The sequence below is a fragment of the Pantoea sp. R102 genome (assembly GCF_004916815.1).
Taxonomy (GTDB): domain Bacteria; phylum Pseudomonadota; class Gammaproteobacteria; order Enterobacterales; family Enterobacteriaceae; genus Pantoea; species Pantoea dispersa.
In genome coordinates this window covers 1-15,422 of sequence record NZ_SDFT01000207.1, presented here as the reverse complement: position 1 = coordinate 15,422, position 15,422 = coordinate 1, and the positions used below count along the sequence as shown (strand labels likewise).

The window sequence follows — 15,422 nt, the reverse complement described above, 5'->3', positions numbered from 1 at the left end:
GTTCAATATATTGAAAATTAACATCATTAGACCTGTTTAATTTATCTAACAAAACAGTGCTGACAGGAAATCTTGTATGACCCAAAAGGATCACATTGTACCCCTTCTTAGATAAATCCTGAACCACCTCAATATATTCATTATTAATTAATTCATTTTTATTCTCGTCAGGAAAGCCTCCATGACCTATTACAATTACATTGTTATTACCTTTTAACATAGGCGTTTTATAGCATGTATCTATTCTAATTAGTTTTTCCAGGACTTTTGAAATATTAATAGGCAATGAAATAAGGTTTGATTTTTCATTAAACATATGAGGATGTAGACAAAAAAATTTTGCTCCATCATTATATTGATTATTTTCAAACTGTAGGTAACTTGTCAGGCCTTCCTCATAAAAAAAATAGTTGTTGGCTTTAAAAGCTGAAGCTACGGTTAAAAGCATTTCAGGAAAAGGTGAATAGACCTCATCAAAAAAATCAATTGTGTGTTCATAATTGATAGTTTCTGAATAATATTCTTCGTGAGAAACAAAACTTACACTTTCCCAAGCATGTAATCTGTTCGCCCAGAGCCTATTAGATGCGACGGGTTGTCTATCAATTGTAATCAAGATATGATCTTCGTAAGATGCACTGTGTAATTCGCTTGAAATTACTGACGCCATCAAAGTTGAGTAATAGCCTGTAGAGATAAATAATCTTTTTTTCATTTATTAGCGCCCAAATTTTTAAAGTTGCGTCTAAAAACTAAGAGAAATAATTTGAGTGACTTTCTAAATAGAGAGGTAAAAAATCGATTATAATTTCTTTCATAAAAATTAAAATAGCGCTTCTTTTCATCCAGAATAACTTCATTTCCTTTTAAAATAACTTCAGATGATAAATTTAGATCGTTAAGACCTTTTAGGATATTTATAAGCTCATATCTAAAATTAATATGTTTGTTGCCCTTACAGTTTATAATTCTTGGATGGATATTCTTATCAGAAATCACCATATCATAATAAACATTTTCTAATTTGTAAAAGCTTAAAATATAACTCAATCTGGCTAAATAGTCCCACAAAGGGAAATCACAATTTTCTTTCAAATAACCAATTTCAGTTAAGACTTCTCTGGGTAAACTAAATGGCAGAGAGCATATTGAAGGTCTCATCAATATACTACATGTAGAGAGAAAATCATCATTAGAGGGATGTGCTTTACACCCTAACAAAAAGGGACGATTTAAAAACGTGGCATGATAATTAATAATCAAGTCGGCGTAATAGATTTTTTTTTGATAATTCCTTGATCCTTTATAGAGCATTTCAAAATATGATGAACTAATCTTGTCATGCTGATCAAGTATTAAAATATATTCACCTTCAGAACGCCTTAGCCCGATGTTTAATGCTGAGGCATAGCTGTCAATATTAATTGAACTTACAATCTTAATTTTACTAATATCATCCTCATGTAATTTCCTCATGAATGTTCGCAAATTTTCTTCATCACTATCCTTACATACGATTACCTGCTCCCAATTAGAAAACGATTGCGATCTAAGAGAATTAAATGTATCTTCAAATAAAAATAAATCTGTAGAGATAACAGTTATTACTGATACGAAGGGAGATATTGATTCAGCCATATAAACTCAAAACGGCGCAATGCGCCGTTTAATTTAAAAGTTAATTTTAAGGGTTCTTAATATCTTAGCAATAATCGACTTCTTAATCTTGAACGTCTTGCCAAATAATTTAACAAAAATAAATCCGCCACTTATCTTGTAAGTGATTTTACCTGCATATTTCTCAATGAATTTATCTTGCTTTGTCATAGGAGCATGCGGATTGCGCTTGCGATAAGTCCAATAAAAGTCTTTTAAAGGATGCACACAAGTGAGAGTCCAAGGTTTTCGACGATCAGTATAATGCAATATACCTATGTCTGATAATGTTTCAGACTCTTGCTGTAAGCTATATTTTCTTTCAAGATCATTAGCTGTGAACATTCTACTGTTGACATTCCACTTTAAAGGTAAAATTTTTGATTGATCTTTAAAAGTAATGTTTAAGATGTCCTGGTCTTGAAGACTTATTTCTCTGTTATTGATGTAAAAATTAATCATATAGTCAATAAATACATCAGGGTATTTTAGTCTTATCTCTTTTAAGTTGAAAACGATCATACCGGCGTTAAAATAATTATTATCAGCCCCAAGTAAAAGCCGTCTTGATTGAAGAATACCTCCCTCATCCAGAGATGCCCCTATACATTTACCATCAAGATTTTCCTGCCAAAGTTTAACAATATCGTCAAGACAAATCATGTCAGAGTCTAAATAAATAACTTTATCGATATCAGGAAGCACTTTGTGGATAACTAAACGATAATAAGTATTAAGCGAAATGTATGAACGATTGAGTGGTAAAGAGCTGAATAAATCGGGGTCTATTTCAACAAACTTGATTGTGACATTTGGTTTGAGGCCAAAGTGAAGAAGCTCTCTTTTATCACTTGTCAAATTATTGTCACATAGTATATGGAATACTAATTTTTGCTTATCATTCGCATTATCTATAATAGACTCAATTGTCGCCGAAGCATGAGGATAGTATTTATCATCGAATGACAAGCAAATATTTACTGGCTCATCAATTAATATTTTATTCTGTTTTTTCTTTGCTTGAATATTATTTAAGATATTATTGATGTCTAATTTTGGTGATTCAGCTAAATACATTAATCCAGCAGTACTAACTCGAATCCCATGATATTCTCTTCGTGCATAGAGTACATAGGCATTAACTAATCTTTCTGCGATAAACCCCCAAATTCTTGATTGATACGAATCGTATGAACTAATATCAATCTTTTCCTCTGCTTCGTTTAAAACGCCAAATAAGAACTCACAGTACTCATGATAGTATTCGCGCTTCATAATAGTTATGTTCGCAAAAAAACAAGAGGTCGAATATAAAGATTCTAAAAGCGCTAAGTAATATTTAGGATATTTTTCCTTGACGATTTCTACTACAATGTCCAAATCTTTTTTATAATGATCCAGACTATATTGATCATAGTTAGACATTATTTTCCAGGGAAGCCCTACTGGGTGGACGTTCCATACCGGACCTGTGATAATATCTTGTTCAGCACAGATGTTTTTTATGCTCTCAGAATCCAGTTTATGTTCTGTGATAATATCATCATCAAGCTTATTTATTACATTGTAATCGCCATGTGATTTAAATGATAGATATCTCCTGTAATGCATCAACCCATAGTAATCTGCCTCATCGTTTTTCCAGGCCCAATATATGGCAGTAAGTTCACACCAGGATTTATTCTTTACAGAAATATTATCACCAGTATCATCGCCTATACAATAATCAAGTGTTGTGTTTGATAAAGCTCTTCCAACCTGAATAGGGATGATACATTCATTTTTGATATACGGTGACTGCTTATGATGACAAACGTAAATTTTAACATTAGGATTTGTTGACACGTAAACCTCAAATTCAAATATCAAATATCAAATAACATTAAGATAGAGAGTCTTAGTCTTTTCATAAACTGTCTCAAGACTAAAACGTTCCTCAACAATTTTTCGCCCACGCAAGCCCATTTGTAAGCGCACTTCTGGATTTGCGAGTAAACTCAAAAGTTTCGCTTTAAACTCGTCCTTGTCACCCCTGCTAGCCACATACCCATTGACACCATCATTAATGATACTACTACAGCCACCGCTATCATAAACTATACAGGCTCTACCAATTGCTGAACTTTCGATGATTATCCTTGGAATACCCTCAAAATAAACAGATGGTAAGGCAACAATATTACATTCCCCAATCAATTTAGGAATATCATTTCGCTTGCCAAGCCAATTAATTAAACCGTCATTGTGCCATTTCATAATATCTTCTTTGGCAATCGCATCCGTATCATCTTCTATCTCAATCCCTGCGACGTTAAGAACGAAAGATTTACCTTGAGCTTTTAGTTCTCTATTTATATTGACTAACACTTCCAGGCCTTTTGACTTCAACATCCTTGCAGCGAACAACACAACCAGAGGTTTATTATCAATCTCCTTCTGATATTTAAAGTCACGCAGATTGACACCGACCCCATCAATAACCATGCATTGCTTATCAGACACCTTAATCAATTTTGTAAGGAAAATTAAGTCATTGACATGTTCAAAAGTCAAACGACTTTTTTCATTCTTGAAAATAAATTCATAAAGTTTTCTGACGCCATAGTTCAACAGTTTGTAAGTTAAGTTTTGATTCATGAATACCCTACCCAAACCTACAAAACTTGATATGAATGCCGTCTGTGTAAATCTTGCGTATAAACCACCAATAAGTATTGGTTTAATAGTTATAGAATGAAGTATATCTGGTTTAATTATATTCAGTATTTTAAAAGACAAGATTGAATCTTTTATTACCGACAATAGATTAAGTGTTCTCTCATTCATGCGCGAGTTATGGCAGATAAATCCCTGAGCAGACAAGTTAGAAATTTCAACATTGCTAAAGTGCGCTATTATATGAACTTCACATCCATCGTTTTGGAATAGCTTTGCTCTTTCTAACCAGTGAAGCTCGAAATACCAGCCAGAGTTAATAAAAAAACAAATCTTTTTTTTCATTTTAACACCATTAGTGGTTGTACCCACTAATCCCTTGCATTCCGTGAAGAATCCCTTTAAATAAATAACCATAATATTTTTTTTTGCTTTTACAGTTAAGACCGTTCAAAAAATATTTGGTTATCCTGAAAAACTTAGCAACTCGGGAGAAAAAATCGATTCCATCATACAAGGATTGACTAAGAAATAAGTTCCTTGCCAGATAATAAATTTTCCACTCTTGGGAATCCCAACCTGTGTTCATTTTAACATCATGAAAAAATTCGAGATCGGTATTAAAATTTATTTTATGACCCAATTTTTTTAAATAGAAAGAGTAATAAACATCATCATAATAGATGAAAAGTTCCGGTTTGATGTAACCATAAGTCTTGATTAAAATTTTCGCGGGAATAAGTACACCAACGAATGAAAATGAAATCACTTCTGAAGATAACTCTGGATTTGCGACATAATCCGATGGTTGTTTTAGGTAACGTATATTGTCTAAGAATGAGTGAGTATTTAGTTTCCATGGAAGATTCATCTTACAAATCTCACCCAATCTGTTTTTCACAACAGCACAATAGATCTCATCAGATTTTGGTTTTAAATTTTTAAATCGTTTCAAAAATTCTGTGTGTGGATAAGCATCATCATCGTAAAATAGGATCCAATCAGTTTGAATATTTTTCGATATATATTCTGCACCATAACGAAAGCCACCTGCACCTCCGTTATTATCCACTTTATGAAGCACAACAATTCTGGGGTCGTCAACACAGTTAAGCCATTCTGTTGTGCCATCTGTTGAAGCGTTGTTAACAATAATAATATGTTGGAATGGCAACTTCCTTGTTGCCATTACTGTGTATTCGAGTTTGTCTAATCTATTGAATGTTACAATTAAAGCGCTTACATTCATCTGACTGAAACCGTAAATGCAGGCATCTGATTCTCGTTTTTGATGGTATCCAGATAGACACGAGCTGTATTCAATGCTTCGGCAATCGTAACATCCATATCTAAATAACGATATGTTCCTAATCGTCCAATAAAAGTAATTTTTTGCTCCTGCTCAGCTAACTCTAAGTATTTTTCAAGCATTTGCATTTCACCAACCTGCCTGATCGGGTAGTAAGGAATATCATTTTCCTCACAGGCACGGCTATATTCTTTATAACATACTGAACCAGCGTGCTTTTCCCAGGGAGCAAAGTATTTATGTTCAGTAATTCGAGTATAGGGTACTTTTTGTTCACAGTAATTCATTACTGCACACCCCTGGTAATCTCCTTCATGATAGAACTTCTCAAAATCAAGGGTTCTATAACCTAAGCGGCCGAATTGATGTTCATAAAAGCCATCAAGAGCACCGCTATAGAAGACATGATCAAATTCATTGATTCTATTTTTATCAAATTCAGTATTTAGCTGAACTTCAATGTTTTCATGAGTGAGGATTTTTTCAACAATGACTGTATAGCCGTCTCTAGGCATTCCCTGGAATTTATGATTAAAGTAATTATCATCATAGTTGAATCTAACAGGAAGCCTTTTGAGTATCGAAGCGGGCAGTTGTGAGGGTTGCATTCCCCATTGTTTGATGGTGTACCCTTTGAAGAAAGCTTCGTATAACTCACGACCTACAAAGCGTAGGGCCTGTTCTTCAAAGGTTTGTGGGTTAATAATGGAAGACTCACCTTTCTCTTCTATATATTTTTTCGCTTCGTCTGGAGAAAGCGTTGTGCCAAAAAATTGGTTTATAGTATGTAAATTTATCGGCAAAGAAAAAACTTTTCCATCTACTGTTGCTTTGACACGATTTACATATGGCATCATCTCAGTATAAAGGTTCAGATAATTCCAAACTTCTTCATTATCGGTATGGAAAATATGAGGCCCATATGTATGAACCGTAACGCCGGTTGTTTCATCAATTTCGCTGTAGCAATTTCCAGCAACATGTTTGCGAACATCGATAACTTTTACTTTGTGACCTTGCTCAGCTAATTCTCGCGCAATAACTGCACCTGAAAAACCAGCACCTACAATTAAAATATTTTTCTTCATCACTTATTCCTTACAAGATTATTGCTGCATAAATTCTTTATATTCAGCAATAACACTCTTGCTGTCGCCAATCTTTCTGACTTTATGATTCTCAATCCAGATAACTTTATTACATACTTTTTCGATATCACTCATACTGTGACTTACAAAAAGAATTGTGACACCCTTACTCTTGAAGTCATTTATGGTATTAATACATTTCCTCTGAAAACTTATATCACCAACTGCTAGGACTTCATCGATTATAAGAATATCAGGATCAACCTGAGTTATTACCGAAAAGCCCAATTTGGCGAGCATTCCACTTGAGTAAACCCGGATCGGCTCATCAATGAATTCACCTAATTCAGAAAATTCAATTATTTTATCTATTCTTTTATTAAGTTCTTTTCTTCGTAATCCCAAAAGCGTCGCATTAAGCCGAATATTTTCCCGACCGGTCAACTCAGGATGAAAACCGCCACCAAGCTCAAGCATTGATGCAACTCGGCCGCTTACTTCCACGCTGCCACACGTGGGCTTAATAACACCAGCGACGAGCGATAATGAGGTACTTTTCCCCGCACCATTTCGTCCAATCAATGCTACCGATTCACCCTTATTAACCTGAAAACATATGTCTTCAATGGCCAGATACGAACGTCCAGAAAGCATTGATAACGCTCTCTTGGGATTAAAAATTAGCTCCTTAATTCCTGAGCCGATATGATGATATAGAGGATAGCGTTTAGTTACGTTTTTAAATTCAATTGCTACTGTCATTACAAAATCTCAGCGAAACGGAATTTCAATTTATTGAATACCCAAACACCAACGACCATCATTACGAGCGCTGATAAATAAATATGCGAAAGAGTAGTGTAATTTATCGTACCATGCATAAAAAGATCACGCCATGAAACAATCATTAGCGATAAAGGGTTAGTCCCTATAATCCATCTATAAGCTTCAGGAATTAAATCAACTGAATAAAGAATAGGGGTACAATAAAACATCAGCATAATCCCCAGACTTACAAACCTTTCCAAGTCTCGAAAGAAAAGATTCAGTGTCGACAACATTAATGCCAGGCCATAAGTCAGCATCATTTGTCCAAATCCTATCAATGGAATTCCCCATAGCCAGGAAATGGATGGGCTCATATCGTAAATATAAAGAAAAACAACGATAACTGGAATTGTACAAAGAAAATGCAAAAACTCCATTAACACATTACTAAAAGGAATAACTGACCTTGGAAAAACAGTTTTCTTTATGATTTGAGCGTTGGCGATAAATGAAAAAAGTGAATTATTAGCTGAGCTTGCAAACCATTGCCACGGAAATAATCCGGTAATAAGAAAAACTGTATAATTTGGTATTTGAATTCTCATTACCAACTTAAAAATAAAATAATAAATCATTGCAAAAAGTAAAGGATTTGCAATTGACCATAGATAACCTAGAAAACTGCTTTTATATCGTACCTTTAACTCTTTCTCTGTGATTACTGCAATAAGATCAATGAGATAGCCAAAATTATACTTCATATATATTGCTCAAATATGCCTTGTTGATAAGCGCTTCGCTTAATGTTGCAACTCTATGCTGGACTTCTCAGCAAAAGATGAATGCTACCGCCCCTGGCTCACAGCTACCAGTGCACATAAGGTTTGAATCTAACCAATCTGTACTAAAAATTAGGTTCACCTTCGAAAGTCGTTTACAAATCATAGATTAATAGCGAAACATGCAGGACTGAATCTTATGAGAGCGAATCTTTAGCCATTAAAATACGTACCAAACATGCCACTAATTTAAACAGCACAAATCCTAGCATTTTCATAATCTTTAAGAAAGTGACAGCTAATCAATGGTGCTCAAAGATTAGACTAATCCGATGAAATGCAAAAAGCCTGTCTATGACAGGCTTTTAACTTAACTGGTGTTACGACTAGTCACTCAAACCCATTCGGGTTCTTCGACTGCCAGTTCCAGGTATCGCGCATCATCGCATCGATACCGCGCGTGACGCGCCAGTCGAGTTCTTTGTTGGCCAGGCTGGCATCCGCCCAGAACGCCGGCAGATCGCCGTCGCGACGCGGTTTGAACTCGAACGGAATCTGTTTACCGGACGCCTGCTCAAATGCCTTGATCATCTCCAGTACTGAGAAGCCTTTGCCGCCGCCGAGGTTGTAAGCTTTGTAGCCTTCAACTTTTGGCAGGTGATCCAGCGCTTTCAGGTGCCCTTCCGCCAGGTCGACGACGTGAATGTAGTCGCGCTGGCAGGTACCATCTGGCGTCGCGTAGTCATCGCCAAACACGCCCAGCTTGTCCAGACGCCCAATCGCCACCTGCGCAATGTACGGCAGCAGGTTGTTCGGAATACCGGTTGGGTCTTCGCCAATCTCACCGGATTCGTGCGCGCCGACCGGGTTGAAGTAGCGCAGCGCGATGGCTTTGAAGTTCGGCTCGGCTTTGGCGAAGTCGCGCATCACGAACTCAATCATCAGCTTGGAGGTGCCGTACGGACTGGTGGTGCCACCAATCGGCGTCGTTTCGACGTACGGAACCGGTGCGTCAGCGCCATACACGGTGGCGGATGAGCTGAAGATAAAGTTCCACACGCCAGCGGCGCGCATCTCTTCCAGCAGCACCACGGTCCCGGCGACATTGTTTTCGTAATATTCCAGCGGCATGCGCGTGGATTCGCCTACCGCTTTCAGCGCGGCGAAGTGGATGACGGCTGAGATGTCATTGCTGGCAAACAGATCGCGCAGGCAGGCGCGGTCGCGGATGTCGCCTTCAACGAAGACCGCTTTCTTACCGGCCAGCTTCTCAACGCGATTGATTGCTTCGCGCGAGGCATTGCAAAGGTTATCCAGGACTACAACGTCGTCGCCGCGCTCTAACAGCGCCAGCACCGTATGGGAGCCGATGTACCCTGCTCCGCCCGTTACCAAAATAGCCATGTGTACTCCTTTAAAACCGCGCAACCTGCGCGGCGGGGAAAGAGATTATTTTGCCAGAATTTTTTGGATTGCTTCGCGGAAATCGCGGCCCTGGGTGTTGTTGCGCAGACCGTACGAGACGAAGGCCTGCATGTAGCCGAGTTTACGACCGCAGTCGAAGCTGGTGCCGGTCAGCAGCTGAGCATCAACCGGTTTTTTCTGGCTCAGAGAGGCGATGGCATCGGTCAGCTGGATACGGCCCCAGGCGCCTGGCTCCGTGCGCTCCAGTTCACCCCAGATATCCGCAGAAAGCACGTAACGGCCCACGGCGGTCAGGTCTGAGTTCAGCTCGGACGGATGATCTGGTTTTTCCACGAAGTTGGTGATGGTGCTGATATCGCCCGGATTATCCAGCGGCTGCTCGGTGGTCAGCACGCCATATTCAGACAGGTCTTCGCCCGGCATGTGTTTCGCCAGAACCTGGCTGCGGCCGGTCTCTTCGAAGCGTGCCACCATCGCGGCAAGGTTGTAACGCAGGTGGTCAGCGGTGGAGTCATCCAGCAGCACGTCTGGCAGGACCACCACAAATGGGTTGTCGCCAATCATCGGACGGGCACACAGTACCGAGTGGCCAAGACCCAGCGGGTTCGCCTGACGCACGTTCATGATAGTCACGCCCGGCGGGCAGATTGACTGCACTTCGCTTAGCAGCTGGCGCTTCACGCGCGCTTCAAGCAGCGCTTCCAGCTCGTAGGTGGTATCGAAGTGGTTTTCCACTGCATTTTTGGAAGCATGGGTGACCAGCACAATCTCCTTGATGCCCGCCGCCACGCACTCGTCGACAATGTACTGAATCATTGGTTTATCGACGATAGGCAGCATCTCTTTCGGAATGGCTTTAGTCGCAGGGAGCATATGCATACCGAGACCCGCAACCGGGATTACTGCTTTAAGCTTGGTCATATTTATTCCATTTCATGAAGTGAATACGTGGGGTCGATTATGCAGGATCGGCCGGTTGAGCAAGTATAATCTTTATCTGAAAAACTGGCACTAACTCTCTGTCAACACATAAAAAATCGTCAAAAAGTCCATCTGCCAGCCGGCAATGAGGCGGGAAAAAAAAGCGGCTAAATGGCTGAAAAACAGTGGAAGGCAGAGTGCTGAGCGATGACCGGTGAGGCCAGTGATTGTTGAGCGTTCAGACCGGCGTTGCGGAAACATCATTGGGGCGAAGATGGAAGCGTATTTTTGAAAGGTCGCCATGAATGGCGCCCCTACAGGATCACAGCAGGTTTTTGTAGGGTGCGCATTTGATGCGCACCGGCAGCTGCACGTCATTCACCGATCACATCTGATTTTAAAGGTCGCCATGAATGGCGCTCCTACAGGATCACAGCAGGTTTTTGTAGGGTGCGCATTAATGCGCACCGGCAGCTGCACATCAGTCACCGAGCACATCTGATTTTGAACGGTCGCCATGAATGGCGCCCCTACAGGATCACGGCAGGTTTTTGTAGGGTGCGCATTGATGCGCACCGGCAGCTGCACGTCAGTCACCGTCCACATCTGATTTTAAAGGTCGCCATGAATGGCGCCCCTACGGGATCACGGCAGGTTTTTGTAGGGTGCGCATTGATGCGCACCGGCGGCTGCACGTCAGTCACCGATCACATCTGATGATGCCGGGCGGTCGCCGTTGCCGACGACCACTCCCGTCATCACCGCTTACAGCCAGCCCTCAAACCACTCGGGCATCACGAACAAGTTGAAATGATTCACCAGCAGCATCAGGCCGACAAACACCACCGACACCGACACCCACTGGCGCGCATACGGCATAAAGCGGATGCCAATCACCGGTTTGATGAAGAACGGATGCGCGAAAGCGGAGATCAGCACCTGTGAAATCGACAGCGTCAGCGCCACGTAAATCACGTTCGGCCAGATCCACGTAGTGGCCAGCACCACCACCACCACCAGGCTGGCGACGATATTCCAGTAGAACTCGACGTTGGTGCGTCCGTTCGCCTGGGAGATCGCGCCGGTCAGGCCGCCCATCGGGCGCAGCATACCGAACAGCAGCATCAGCGGGATCAGGTGATACACCTGCTCGTGCGAAGCGCCATACAGCACACGCACAATCACCGGAGAGAGAATACCAATCGCCAGGTACATCGCGCTGCTGAACAGCATGATGACGAAGGTGCCCTTAAGGAACAGTTTTTTCAGCTGCTCGGGATCGTGCTGCTTCTCGGCGAAGCGCGGCAGCGCCAGGCGGTTAATCACTGGCGACACCAGCTTCAGCGGCTGCAGAATCAGCTCTTTCGCCAGCGAGTAAATCCCCAGCATCTCGGCACCCATCACTTTACCGACGATCAGCGCATCGGCCTGAGTACGCAGCTGGTTAATGGTCTGTGAACCCAGCTGATAGATACCGTAACGCACCGCGCTGACAAAGGTTTTGCCGTCGAACTCCCAGGTTGGCCGCCACGACTTCTCGCCAAAGTAGATCATGCAGAGAATGCGCGTGAAGGCGTTGATGAACAGCCCGAGAATCGCCGCCGCCACCGTCAGCGAGGTGAAATAGAGCATCGCCACCGTACACAGGAAGGCAAACAGCTTAGTGCCCATCTCAATCTTCGCCAGCGTCACCATGCGTTTGGTTTTCACATAGTGCGCCTGATACTGCGACAGGTGACCGAGCACGAGGAAGTTGAGGCTGGTGAGCATAATCAGCGCCGTCAGCTCCGGCAGATGGTAGAACCACGCCACCGGCCAGGCGATGGCCAGCATGATCAGACCGGTACAGAAGCTCAGCGAGACGTTAACCCAGTAAATGGTGCTCTGCTCACGACGTGTAATCTCCTGACGATGCACGATGTAGCTGCTCATGCCCATGTCCTGCAGCACGGTAGCCACCGCCAGAATGGCGTTGATGATAGCCAGCAAACCCAGCTCGTGCGCTTCCAGCTTGCGCGCCAGCACCGCCAGCTGCAGCACCTGCAGCAGCGCGGCAAAGCAGGTGCTGCCAAACAGCCACACCGCCTGTTTTTTTAATCCACTCACACCATGCGCTCCAGAATTTTCGCCAGCTCACCGTAAGCGATGTGCTGATTGAACTCGGTTTCCACTTTATGGCGCGCTGCGGACACCACCGGTGCAACGTCAACGTCGCCGCGCGACAGGCGCAGCAGCGTGTCCGCCAGCTCGTCGGCATCATTTTCCGATACCAGCCAGCCGCTGACGTTATTCTGAATCAGCTCCGGGATGCCGCTGTGGTAGGTGGACACCACCGGCAGGCCGACCGCTATCGCTTCCATCAGCGCCACCGGAATGCCTTCCATATCGCCATCGGCGGCGGTTTTCGACGGCAGCAGGAAGATGTCAGCCTCGCTCAGCGCCTGACGAATCTCCTCCTGCGGCTTGAAGCCCGGCATGGTCACCATGTCTTCCAGGCCGGCACGCGCGATGTGCTCGCGCATCATGCCGTCCTGCTCGCCGTTACCAATGATGGTGAACTGGAACTGACCGCCGTTATCGCGCAGGATTTCACTGGCTTTTACCGCCACGTCCAGCCCTTTTTTCTCGGTCAGGCGCGCCACCGAAACAATGCGCAGCGGTTTGTGGAACGCGTCGCGCGGCTGGAAGTTAAACTTCTCCGGCTCGATGCCCATACGCGTGACGTGCACTTTCTCGCGCGGACAGCCCATCTCAATCAGCTTTTTCTCCCACAGATGGCTGATCGGCAGCATCAGTTCGCTCTGTCTGAACAGGTTGATGTAATCCAGTTTGTGCTCTTCAAGAATGTGGCGACGCGAGATATCAGCGCCGTGGAACACCGTCGCCTGCTTGCCCTTCAGTACCCCCAGCTCGCGCAGTTTATTCGCCAGCGCACCGGCATAGCCGAAGTGCACCAGGAACACATCGGCAGTAAAGGTCTGCCGGGCATTAGCGACAATGGCTGGCAGCAGCAGCTTTTTCGCCTGCGCACCGTAGCGGCCAACGTTAAGCGACTTCAGCAGCGCCGGTTTGGCGATTTTCGGCAGCATCAGCCCGATGCGCTGGGTCAGTTTGTCGAGGTTTGATACCTTCTCTTCCGGCAGCAGATAGTGGGTTTTCGCCGCCAGATTGTACTCATCGAACGCAGCATGACGGTTGATCATGTCGCCCGGAAACACCGAGATGATCTCGACGTCATAGCCGGCATCGATGAAATGCGTCACCTGATTGAGGACAAACGTCTCAGAGGCAACCGGAAAACGCATGGTGAAAAAGGTTAGCTTCATCACTTACCCCAGGACGTTGAGAATTTCTTCGGTGATGCGGTTGCCGATTTCACGCTCCTGCGCCACCGCGGTGTTCACTTTTTGCTTCACGTTGTCGTAGTCCGCCAGCACCGTTTGCACTTTGTCGATCAGCGAGCCGTCCATCAGGCTCTGCACATCGGTGGCCATCTGCGGCAGACCCAGCTGGTTCATCACGCCGAGCGATTTGTGCTCGTAGTTGATGGCCACGGCTGGCGTGCCGAAATTCATGGAGATGATTGCCGAGTGCAGGCGCGTGCCGATGGTGAGATGACAGTGGCTGAGCAGGATGCCGAGCTCCAGGTCGTTGAACTCGTCCATGATCACATGGTAGTGCTCCGGCTGCTCAACGTGGTCGCGCAGCGTCAGCGCCACCATACGGTCATCTTTGGCATAGCTGTCGATGCCGGTACAGGTGGAGAACGCCACCACCTGATAACCTTCGGCGATCATGGCGTTGATCACCCGGCCAAACGCGGCTTCGTACTCTTTCTGCGTAACGCCAAGGCGTTTGTCGAACGGTGCCAGCTCACGCACGGTGATGGCGATGGTTTTGCGCGACTGAATGATGTTCTGCCAGTGCAGCAGGTTGTGGCTCGGATTTTCCACCTCGCGCGCCTGCACCAGGAACGCGGTGTCCACGCCCTTCTTCACCCGGCTGGTGGTCACGCCATCCTGCTTCAGGCGATCGAGGCTGACCTCTTCGCGCAGCACCAGGCTGTCGACGCGATCAAAAACAAAGTTTGCCAGCGCATTGACGCGCGGGTTTTCAAACGGGCCCACCGAGTGACCAATCATGTGCAGCGGCTTCTTCGCCATCAGCGCGCACAGCGCGTGATCAAACTGGGTAACGCCGTACAGATCGACGAAGAACGAGCCGCCGACCTGAATGATGGCGTCATATTTCGCCAGGCTGCGGGTGAATTCCGCCAGATGCGGTGGCACCGAGAAGGATTTATACACGCCACCTTTGCCAAGGTGCGCCATCATGATGTCCGGCATCAGACGGTTGGCGACTTTGCGCTTCAGGCTGCTGACCAGCCCTTTTGGCGCCTTACTGTTGTGCAGAAACAGCGAATCCTGCTGGATGTGCTGCTGCAGTAAATATCCGGAGCTGGTTGGATAGCGGCTGATGACATCGATATCCAGATCCCCACGCGCGGCCTGCAATGAATCAATCAGTCCACGTAAAATCGCGCCATCCCCACGATTTCCACAGGTATGGTTACCCACCAATAAAATCTTCATAAAAACTCCAGATAAATTTTTGTAATTTTTTACAAGCCGCCAGTTCCATACTGGCTAAGTGAACTCTGTAAGAAAAAACTGCTAATGGGCCAGCGGCCCGAAATTAACGACTGCCTGTTGTGACGTAATTGATACCTGCGACAGGTGTTACATGCGCGATAAATCGCGCCGCTACAGACTGTGCAAAGGGTCAGTGCAGAAATCTCCTCTGCACAAACCGTAGCGGCGC

The 15,422-nt window shown here is 44.2% G+C and carries 14 protein-coding genes; all 14 read right to left on the bottom strand.

Annotation, left to right across the window (positions count from 1 at the left end; translation table 11 throughout):
* A partial coding sequence (locus ERD80_RS19280) for a hypothetical protein (RefSeq protein WP_136548142.1) occupies nucleotides 1–715 on the bottom strand: 715 nt, incomplete at its 3' end.
* Nucleotides 712–1,638: a glycosyltransferase family 2 protein gene (locus ERD80_RS19275; protein ID WP_136548140.1), complete on the bottom strand. Its 927-nt coding sequence runs from the start codon at nucleotides 1,636–1,638 to the stop codon at nucleotides 712–714. The genes ERD80_RS19275 and ERD80_RS19280, both read right to left, overlap by 4 nt.
* A 33-nt stretch (nucleotides 1,639–1,671) precedes the next feature.
* Nucleotides 1,672–3,501, bottom strand: a complete 1,830-nt coding sequence (locus ERD80_RS19270; RefSeq protein ID WP_136548138.1) for a DUF4422 domain-containing protein — start codon at nucleotides 3,499–3,501, stop codon at nucleotides 1,672–1,674.
* 27 nt (nucleotides 3,502–3,528) lie between these two features.
* On the bottom strand, nucleotides 3,529–4,656 hold the full coding sequence (locus ERD80_RS19265; RefSeq protein WP_168926297.1) for a glycosyltransferase family 4 protein: 1,128 nt from the start codon (nucleotides 4,654–4,656) through the stop codon (nucleotides 3,529–3,531).
* Nucleotides 4,657–4,666: 10 nt separating this feature from the next.
* Nucleotides 4,667–5,560: a glycosyltransferase gene (locus tag ERD80_RS19260; RefSeq protein WP_136548134.1), complete on the bottom strand. Its 894-nt coding sequence runs from the start codon at nucleotides 5,558–5,560 to the stop codon at nucleotides 4,667–4,669.
* Entirely contained in the window at nucleotides 5,557–6,711 is a 1,155-nt protein-coding gene (glf, locus tag ERD80_RS19255) for a UDP-galactopyranose mutase (RefSeq protein WP_136548132.1), read from the bottom strand. The genes ERD80_RS19260 and glf overlap by 4 nt, the downstream gene beginning before the upstream one ends.
* A 15-nt stretch (nucleotides 6,712–6,726) precedes the next feature.
* Nucleotides 6,727–7,470 (bottom strand): ABC transporter ATP-binding protein, encoded by a 744-nt coding sequence (locus ERD80_RS19250; RefSeq protein ID WP_136548130.1) that lies wholly within the window; start codon nucleotides 7,468–7,470, stop codon nucleotides 6,727–6,729.
* On the bottom strand, nucleotides 7,470–8,237 hold the full coding sequence (locus tag ERD80_RS19245) for an ABC transporter permease (protein WP_136548128.1): 768 nt from the start codon (nucleotides 8,235–8,237) through the stop codon (nucleotides 7,470–7,472). The genes ERD80_RS19250 and ERD80_RS19245 overlap by 1 nt, the downstream gene beginning before the upstream one ends.
* Nucleotides 8,238–8,645: 408 nt before the next feature.
* Nucleotides 8,646–9,659, bottom strand: a complete 1,014-nt coding sequence (gene galE, locus ERD80_RS19240; RefSeq protein ID WP_058780359.1) for a UDP-glucose 4-epimerase GalE — start codon at nucleotides 9,657–9,659, stop codon at nucleotides 8,646–8,648.
* A gap of 45 nt (nucleotides 9,660–9,704) precedes the next feature.
* Nucleotides 9,705–10,601, bottom strand: coding sequence for a UTP--glucose-1-phosphate uridylyltransferase GalF (gene galF, locus ERD80_RS19235; protein WP_136548126.1), 897 nt, complete (start codon nucleotides 10,599–10,601; stop codon nucleotides 9,705–9,707).
* A 90-nt stretch (nucleotides 10,602–10,691) separates the two neighbouring features.
* The gene (locus ERD80_RS19230; RefSeq protein ID WP_136548124.1) at nucleotides 10,692–10,904 is read right to left on the bottom strand and encodes a hypothetical protein; all 213 of its coding nucleotides are present in this window, start codon (nucleotides 10,902–10,904) and stop codon (nucleotides 10,692–10,694) included.
* A 462-nt stretch (nucleotides 10,905–11,366) separates the two neighbouring features.
* Nucleotides 11,367–12,707, bottom strand: coding sequence for an MOP flippase family protein (locus ERD80_RS19225; RefSeq protein WP_021509334.1), 1,341 nt, complete (start codon nucleotides 12,705–12,707; stop codon nucleotides 11,367–11,369).
* Nucleotides 12,704–13,927, bottom strand: a complete 1,224-nt coding sequence (locus ERD80_RS19220) for a glycosyltransferase (protein WP_136548122.1) — start codon at nucleotides 13,925–13,927, stop codon at nucleotides 12,704–12,706. The genes ERD80_RS19225 and ERD80_RS19220 overlap by 4 nt, the downstream gene beginning before the upstream one ends.
* 3 nt (nucleotides 13,928–13,930) lie before the next feature.
* Nucleotides 13,931–15,193: a colanic acid biosynthesis pyruvyl transferase WcaK gene (gene wcaK, locus ERD80_RS19215; protein WP_058757295.1), complete on the bottom strand. Its 1,263-nt coding sequence runs from the start codon at nucleotides 15,191–15,193 to the stop codon at nucleotides 13,931–13,933.
* Nucleotides 15,194–15,422: the final 229 nt, after the last annotated feature.

Excerpts from the sequence above, each read along its gene's own strand:
- ERD80_RS19275 (WP_136548140.1), bottom strand. The coding sequence starts at position 1,638 with ATGGCTGAATCAATATCTCCCTTCGTATCAGTAATAACTGTTATCTCT.
- ERD80_RS19265 (WP_168926297.1), bottom strand. The coding sequence starts at position 4,656 with ATGAAAAAAAAGATTTGTTTTTTTATTAACTCTGGCTGGTATTTCGAG.
- ERD80_RS19260 (WP_136548134.1), bottom strand. The coding sequence starts at position 5,560 with ATGAATGTAAGCGCTTTAATTGTAACATTCAATAGATTAGACAAACTC.
- ERD80_RS19250 (WP_136548130.1), bottom strand. The coding sequence starts at position 7,470 with ATGACAGTAGCAATTGAATTTAAAAACGTAACTAAACGCTATCCTCTA.
- ERD80_RS19245 (WP_136548128.1), bottom strand. The coding sequence starts at position 8,237 with ATGAAGTATAATTTTGGCTATCTCATTGATCTTATTGCAGTAATCACA.
- galE (WP_058780359.1), bottom strand. The coding sequence starts at position 9,659 with ATGGCTATTTTGGTAACGGGCGGAGCAGGGTACATCGGCTCCCATACG.
- galF (WP_136548126.1), bottom strand. The coding sequence starts at position 10,601 with ATGACCAAGCTTAAAGCAGTAATCCCGGTTGCGGGTCTCGGTATGCAT.
- ERD80_RS19230 (WP_136548124.1), bottom strand. The coding sequence starts at position 10,904 with ATGGCGACCTTTCAAAAATACGCTTCCATCTTCGCCCCAATGATGTTT.
- ERD80_RS19220 (WP_136548122.1), bottom strand. The coding sequence starts at position 13,927 with ATGAAGCTAACCTTTTTCACCATGCGTTTTCCGGTTGCCTCTGAGACG.
- wcaK (WP_058757295.1), bottom strand. The coding sequence starts at position 15,193 with ATGAAGATTTTATTGGTGGGTAACCATACCTGTGGAAATCGTGGGGAT.